A 7,799-nucleotide genomic window follows, 5' to 3' on the forward strand; every position below is an offset into this window, starting at 1 on the left:
GGCCCAGGCCGGGCGGCTGGCGGGCCACGCGCACGGCCGGGCGGTCGATCTGGCGTACTCCCTGGCCGCGACCCGGACCCGGTTCGCGAGCCGCGCCGTGGTGCTGGCCGACGACGCCGACGGGCTCGCCGACGGGCTGCGGGCGGTGGCGGAGGGGCGGGCGCACCCGTCGGTCGTCCGTGGCGACGCGGACCGGCGGCCCCGGACGGCGTTCCTGTTCACCGGGCAGGGCAGCCAGTACGCGGGCATGGGCGCCGAGCTCTACCAGGCCGAGCCGGTGTTCGCCGCCGCCTTCGACGAGGTGGCCGCCGCCTTCGCGCCGCACCTCGACCTGGCCGAGATCCTCGACGGCGGCCTCCTGGACGAGACCCGCCACACCCAGCCCGCTCTGTTCGCGCTGGAGACGGCGCTGTTCCGGCTGCTGGAGCACCGCGGCGTGCGGGCCGACGTCGTCACCGGCCATTCGATCGGCGAGGTGACGGCCGCGCACGTGGCCGGGGTGCTGAGCCTGGCCGACGCGGCGGCGCTGGTGGCCGCGCGGGCCCGGCTCATGTGGTCGGCGCCCTCGGGCGGGGCCATGGTGGCCGTCGAGGCCACCGAGGAGGAGATCACCCCGCACCTCGGCGACGGGGTGGACCTCGGCGCGGTCAACGGGCCCACCTCGGTGGTGGTGTCGGGCGACGCCGACGCGGTCGCGCGGGTGGCCGCGCTGTTCTCCGCGCGGGGACGCCGGACCCGGGCGCTGGCGGTGAGCCACGCCTTCCACTCGGCGCACATGGATCCGGTCCTGGACGAGTTCCACGCCGTCGCCGCCACCCTCACCTACCGGCCCCCGGTCATCCCGGTCGTGAGCAACGTGACCGGGCGGGTCGCGACGGCGGAGCAGCTGACCGATCCGGCCTACTGGACCCGGCACATCCGGCACGCCGTGCGGTTCCACGACGCCCTCACGACCCTGCGCGACGACGGCGTGACCACCTTCCTCGAACTCGGCCCCGACGCGGTGCTCTCGGCCCTGGTGCCGGGCGGTCACGCCGTGCTGCGGCGCGGCCGGCCCGAGCGGGCCACCCTGCTGCGCGCGCTGGCGGCGGCGCACGTGCGCGGGGTCGACGTCGACTGGGGCGGCTTCGCGCCCGGCCGGGCGGTGCCGCTGCCGACCTACGCCTTCCAGCGCGACCGCCACTGGTTCGACGAGACGCCCCACCCCGAGGCGGCCCCGGCCGACACCCCCGGCCTGCCCGACCTGCTCGACCTGGTCCGGACGCAGACCGCGATCGTGCTGGGGCACGTCACCGGGGACGCGGTCGACGGCGACCGTACCTTCAAGGACCTCGGCTTCGACTCCATGGCCGCCGTCGAACTGCGCGAGCGGCTGGCCGAGGCGACGGGCCTGGACCTGCCGGCCGCGCTGGTCTACAACCACCCCACGCCGCACGCGGTCGTCGCGTCTCTGCGGGCGGAACTGGCCGGGGCCGCCGAGCACGTCGTACCGGCGCGGGCGGCGGCCCGGGCCGACGATCCCGTCGTCATCGTCGGCATGGCCTGCCGCTATCCGGGCGGCGCCGAGTCGCCCGAGGCCCTGTGGCGGCTGGTCGCCGACGGCGTCGACGCCGTCGGCCCCTTCCCCGCCGACCGCGGCTGGGACCTGGAGTCTCTGTACGACCCCGACCCGGCCACCCCCGGCACCAGCTACACCCGGCAGGGCGGTTTCCTGTACGACGCCGCCGACTTCGACGCGGACTTCTTCGGCATCAGCCCCCGGGAAGCGGCGGCCATCGATCCCCAGCAACGGCTGCTGCTGGAGACGGCGTGGGAGACCTTCGAGCGGGCCGGCATCGACCCGGACACCCTGCGCGGCTCCCGGACCGCCGTGTTCGTCGGCGGCACCTCGCAGGACTACGGCCCCCGGTTGCACGAACCCGCCGAGGGCTTCGACGGCTACCTGCTCACCGGCAGCACGGTCAGCATCGCGTCGGGGCGGGTGGCGTACACGTTCGGGCTGGAGGGCCCGGCCGTCACCGTCGACACGGCCTGCTCCTCCTCGCTGGTCGCCCTGCACCTGGCCGTCCAGGCCCTGCGGCAGGGCGAATGCGACCTGGCGCTGGCGGGCGGCGTGACGGTGATGGCGACGCCCGGCATGTTCCTGGAGTTCAGCCGCCAGCGCGGGCTGTCGGCCGACGGCCGCTGCAAGGCGTTCGCCGCCGCCGCCGACGGGACCGGCTGGTCCGAAGGCGCGGGCCTGCTCCTGGTCGAACGCCTCTCCGACGCCCGCCGCAACGGCCACCCGATCCTCGCCGTCGTGCGCGGCACGGCCGTCAACCAGGACGGCGCGAGCAACGGCCTGACCGCCCCCAACGGCCCCTCGCAGGAGCGCGTCATCCGGCAGGCCCTCGCCAACGCCGGTCTGGCCCCCTCCGACGTGGACGCCGTCGAAGCCCACGGCACCGGCACCCGCCTCGGCGACCCCATCGAGGCCGAGGCGCTGATCGCCACCTACGGGCAGGACCGCGAGCGGCCCGCCTGGCTGGGGTCGCTGAAGTCGAACATCGGCCACACCCAGGCGGCGGCCGGGGTCGGCGGGATCATCAAGATGGTCGAGGCGATGCGGCACGGCCTCCTGCCCCGCACCCTGCACGTGGACGCGCCCACCCCGCACGTGCGCTGGAACGACGGCCTCCGGCTGCTCACCGAGCCCGTCGCCTGGCCCCACGACGACGACCGGCCACGCAGGGCCGCCGTCTCGTCGTTCGGCATCAGCGGCACCAACGCCCACGTCGTCCTGGAAGAACCCGAACCCGCTGCCACGCCCGACGTCGCACCCGGGCCGCTGCCGGTCCTGCTGTCGGCGCGCGGCCCCGAGGCCCTCCGGGCGCAGGCGGCCAGGCTGCGCGATCACCTCGCCGCCACGCCCGATCTCGATCTGAAGGCCGCCGCCCGCACCCTGGCGATCGGCAGGGCCGCACTGGCCCACCGGGCCGCCGTCGTCACCGACGACCGCGCCGAAGCGCTGGCCGCGCTGACGGCACTGGCCGACGGCCAAGAGCACCACGCCCTCATCACGAGGGAAGCCACCAAGCCGAGGACCGCGTTCCTGTTCACCGGTCAGGGCAGCCAGCGCCCCGGCATGGGACGCCAGCTCTACGAGGCCGAACCCGTCTTCGCCGCCGCCTTCGACGCAGCCCTCGCCGAACTCGAACCAGGCCTCAAAGAGATCGTCTTCACCGGAAACCCTCTGCTCAACGAGACCCGCTACACCCAACCCGCCCTCTTCGCCCTGCAGACCGCCCTCTACCGGCTCCTGGAACACCACGGCCTCCGGCCCGACGCCGTGGCCGGGCACTCCGTCGGGTCCATCGCCGCCGCCCACGTCGCAGGGGTGTTCGACCTGCCCAGCGCCGCCAAGCTCGTCACCGCCCGCGCCCGCCTCATGCAGGAGCTGCCACCCGGCGGGGCCATGGCGGCCCTGTCACTCGGCGAGGCCGAGGCCCTCGCCCTGCTGGACGGGCTCACCGACCAGGTCTCACTCGCCGCCGTGAACGGGCCGCGCGCCACCGTCGTCTCGGGGACTCTGGAGGCCGTCCAGCAGGTCATCGAACGAGCCCAGGGCGCGAAGGTCAAGCGGCTGACCGTCAGCCACGCCTTCCACTCACCGCTGATGGAACCCATGCTGGAGGAGTTCCGGCAGGTCCTCGACACCCTGGAGTTCGCCGAACCCGCGATCCCCATCGTCTCCGACCGCACCGGGCACCTCGGCGGACTCGACGACCCCGACCACTGGGTCAGACACGTCCGCGAACCCATCCGCTTCACCGACGTCATCGACGCCCTCACCGACATCCAGACCTTCGTCGAGATCGGCCCCGACGCCGTCCTCACCGCCCTGCTCCCCGACCACGACGCCCACCCCACCCTCCGCCGCGACCAGCCGGAAACCCTCACCAGGCTCCTGGCCACCCTCCACGCCACCGGCCACCCCGTCGACTGGCACCTGAACGGAACCGAACCCGCTGACCTGCCCACCTATCCCTTCCAGCGCCGGCGCTACTGGCTCAACCCCACGCGCAAGAGCTCGAACGACACCGGCCACCCGCTCCTCACCTCGGTCGTCGACCTGGCCGGTGACGACGGGCTGCTGCTGACCGGGCGCGTCTCCCTGGAGGCCCACCCCTGGCTGGCGGGGCACCGGATCGCCGGTTCGGTCCTGCTGCCGGGCACGGCGCTCGTGGAACTGGCCCTGGCGGCGGGCGACCGTGCCGGCGCTCCCCGCGTCGAAGAGCTCACCATCGAGACCCCGCTGGTCCTGCCGGACCAGGGGTGGGTGGCCCTGCAGCTCTCCGTCGGTCCGGCAAGCGCCGACGGCACCCGCACGCTGAGCGTCCACGCCCGCCCCGACCGCGCGGACGAGCCGTGGCGCCGCCACGCGACCGGCCTGCTCGCGCCCGCCAGGGGCACCGCCGTCCAGGCGACCCCCGTGTGGCCGCCGGCGGGCGCGGAGCCGATCGACCCCGACCAGCTCTACGCCGACCTGGCCGACGCCGGTTACGCCTACGGCCCGGACTTCCACGGCGTGCGGGCGGCCTGGCGGCAGGCCGACCTCCTCCACGCCGAACTGGAGCTCCCCGGCGACCCCGGCGGGTTCGCGCTGCACCCCGCGCTGCTCGACGCCGCGCTGCACCCGCTCGTGGGCCGCGAACTCGCCCGCGCCGACGGGCTGCCCGTCCCGTTCGCGTGGACCGGCGTGGAGCTGTCGACCACCAAGGCCCGGACGTTGCGGGTCACCTGGTCGGGCACCCAGCGGCTCGACGCCACCGACGAGGCCGGCCTCCCCGTCCTGTCGGCCGAGGCCGTGACCCTGCGCCCGATCCCCGCCGCCCGGCCCGCGTTCCCCGACCTGCACCGCCTCACCTGGACCCCCGTCCCCTCCGACGCCCCGGCCGGGGGCGACGCCGTCACGATCAGGGTCCCGGCCGGACGGGGCGCGGCGGCGTTCGTGCTGCGGGCCGTGCAGGAGGCGGCCGACGGCCGCGTGCTCTTCCTCACCGACGGGGCCGTGGCCGCCGCCCGGGGCGACCGGGTCGGCGACCCGTGGCAGGCCGCCGCGTGGGGCCTCCTCCGGGCGGCGCAGACCGAGCGGCCCGGCCGGTTCGCCGTCGCCGACGTCCCCCTCGACACCCCGGCCGACGTCCTCGCGTCCCTGTCGGCCGACGAGCCGCAGCTCGCCGTGCGGGACGGGGCGGTCCTCGTCCCGAGGCTCACCCGGGCGGAGCCGACCGGCACGGCCACGGTGTTCGACGACCGGACCGTCGTGGTGACCGGCGGCACGGGCGGGCTGGCGCGGCCCGTCGTCCGGCACCTGGTGCGGCGGCACGGGGTGCGGCGGCTGCTGCTGCTCAGCCGGCGCGGGCCGGACGCCCCCGGGGCCGCCGAGTTCGCCCGCGAGCTGGCCGAGCTGGGCGCGCGGGCCGAGTTCGCCGCCGTGGACGTCGGCGACCGGGAGGCGCTGGCGACCGTGCTCGCCTCCGTGGAGATCGGCGCCGTGGTGCACCTGGCGGGCGTGCTCGACGACGGGACGCTGGAGTCCCTGACCGGCGAGCGGCTCGACGCGGTGCTGCGGCCGAAGGCGGACGCCGCCGCGCACCTGCACGAACTGACCCGGGAGCTGCCGCTCGCGGCGTTCGTCCTGTTCTCGTCGGTCACCGGCGTCGTCGGCACGGCGGGGCAGGCCAACTACGCCGCCGCCAACGCCTACCTCGACGCCCTCGCCGCGCACCGCCGCGCGAGCGGGCTGCCCGCGCTGTCGCTGGCCTGGGGGCTGTGGGAGGGCGGCATGGGCGACACGCTGGAGGCGGCCGCGCGGGCCCGCTGGTCGCGGTCGGGGCTGCCGCCGCTGACGGAGGCGCGCGGGCTGGAGCTGCTCGACGCCGCGCTCGGGGCGGGGGACGACGCGGTGCTCGTACCGGCGAGGGTGGACGCCGGGGCGCTGCGACGGCGCGCGTCTGCGGGGCCGCTGCCCGCGCCGCTGCGCGGGCTCGTGCCGCCGGTCCGGCGTAAGAAGGCCGGGTCGTGGACGGAACGCGTCGCGGCGCTGCCCGCGCACGAGCGGCCCAGGGCCGTCGCGGAGACGGTGCTGACGGCGGTCGCCGACGTGCTGGGCCACTCCGGCTCGACCGGCATCGACCCCGCCCGCGCGTTCCGGGACCTGGGGTTCGACTCGCTCACCGGGGTCGAGCTGCGCAACCGGCTCGGCACGGTGACCGGCCTGCGGCTGCCCGCCACGGTCACCTTCGACCACCCGTCGGCGGACGCGCTCACCGCCTACCTGACCGGCCTGCTCCCCGGCACGCAGGCCCGCGAGACGGCGGCCGTGACGGCGGTCCGGGACGACGACCCGGTCGTCATCGTCGGCATGGCCTGCCGCTATCCCGGCGGGGTCGCCTCTCCGGAGGACCTGTGGCGGCTGGTCGCCGACGGCGTCGACGCCGTCGGCCCCTTCCCCGCAGACCGGGGCTGGGACCTCGACTCCCTGTACGACCCCGACCCCGACCGCGTCGGCACCTCCTACACCCGGCAGGGCGGCTTCCTGTACGACGCCGCCGACTTCGACCCCGCCTTCTTCGGCATCAGCCCCCGGGAGGCCGCCGCCATCGACCCCCAGCAGCGGCTGCTGCTGGAGACGGCGTGGGAGACCTTCGAACGGGCCGGCATCGCCCCCGACTCGGTCCGCGGCTCGCGCACCGCCGTGTTCGCCGGGGTCATGTACAACGACTACGCGGCCCGGCTGACGCGGGCGCCGAAGGACCTCGAGGGTTACCTGCTGACCGGCAACACCGGGAGCGTGCTGTCGGGGCGGCTGGCGTACACCTTCGGGCTGGAGGGCCCGGCGGTCACCGTCGACACGGCCTGCTCCTCCTCGCTGGTGGCGCTGCACCTGGCCGTCCAGGCCCTGCGCCGGGGCGAGTGCGACCTGGCCCTGGCGGGCGGGGTGACCGTGATGGCCGGGCCGGGGACGTTCGTGGAGTTCAGCCGCCAGCGCGGGCTGTCGGCCGACGGCCGCTGCAAGGCCTTCGCCGCCGCCGCCGACGGCACCGGCTGGTCGGAGGGCGCGGGCCTGCTCCTGGTCGAACGGCTCTCCGACGCCCGCCGCAACGGCCACCCGATCCTCGCCGTCGTGCGCGGCACGGCGGTCAACCAGGACGGCGCGAGCAACGGCCTGACCGCCCCCAACGGCCCCTCGCAGGAGCGCGTCATCCGCCAGGCGCTCGCGGGCGCGGGACTGCACCCGTCGGACGTGGACGCCGTCGAGGCGCACGGCACCGGCACCCGCCTCGGCGACCCGATCGAGGCGCAGGCCCTCCTCGCCGCGTACGGCCGCGACCGCGCGGCGGACCGGCCCCTGTGGCTGGGCTCGCTGAAGTCGAACATCGGCCACACCCAGGCGGCGGCCGGGGTCGGCGGCATCATCAAGATCGTCCACGCCATGCGGCACGGCGTCCTGCCCAGGACCCTCCACGTCGACGAGCCGACCCCGCACGTCGACTGGGACAGCGGCGCGGTCCGCCTGCTCACCGAGGCCCGGCCGTGGGAGCGGGACGACACCCGGCCCCGCCGCGCGGCGGTGTCCTCCTTCGGCATCAGCGGCACCAACGCCCACGTCATCCTCGAAGAACCGGAGGCCCCGGCCACCGCCGCCGCGCCGGAGCCCGGCCCGGCGCCGATCCTGCTGTCGGCCCACAGCCCCGAGGCCCTGCGGGCGCAGGCCGGGCGGTTGCGCGACCACCTCGCCGACCGTCCCGGGCTCG

At 76.2% G+C, this 7,799-nt stretch carries 1 protein-coding gene; it reads left to right on the forward strand.

All coding sequences use genetic code 11. The features are described from left to right. On the forward strand, positions 1–7,799 hold a 7,799-nt coding region (locus FDA94_RS40930; RefSeq protein ID WP_137251980.1), incomplete at both ends, for a type I polyketide synthase.

The sequence above is a fragment of the Herbidospora galbida genome, from assembly GCF_005233835.1.
GTDB lineage: Bacteria > Actinomycetota > Actinomycetes > Streptosporangiales > Streptosporangiaceae > Herbidospora > Herbidospora galbida.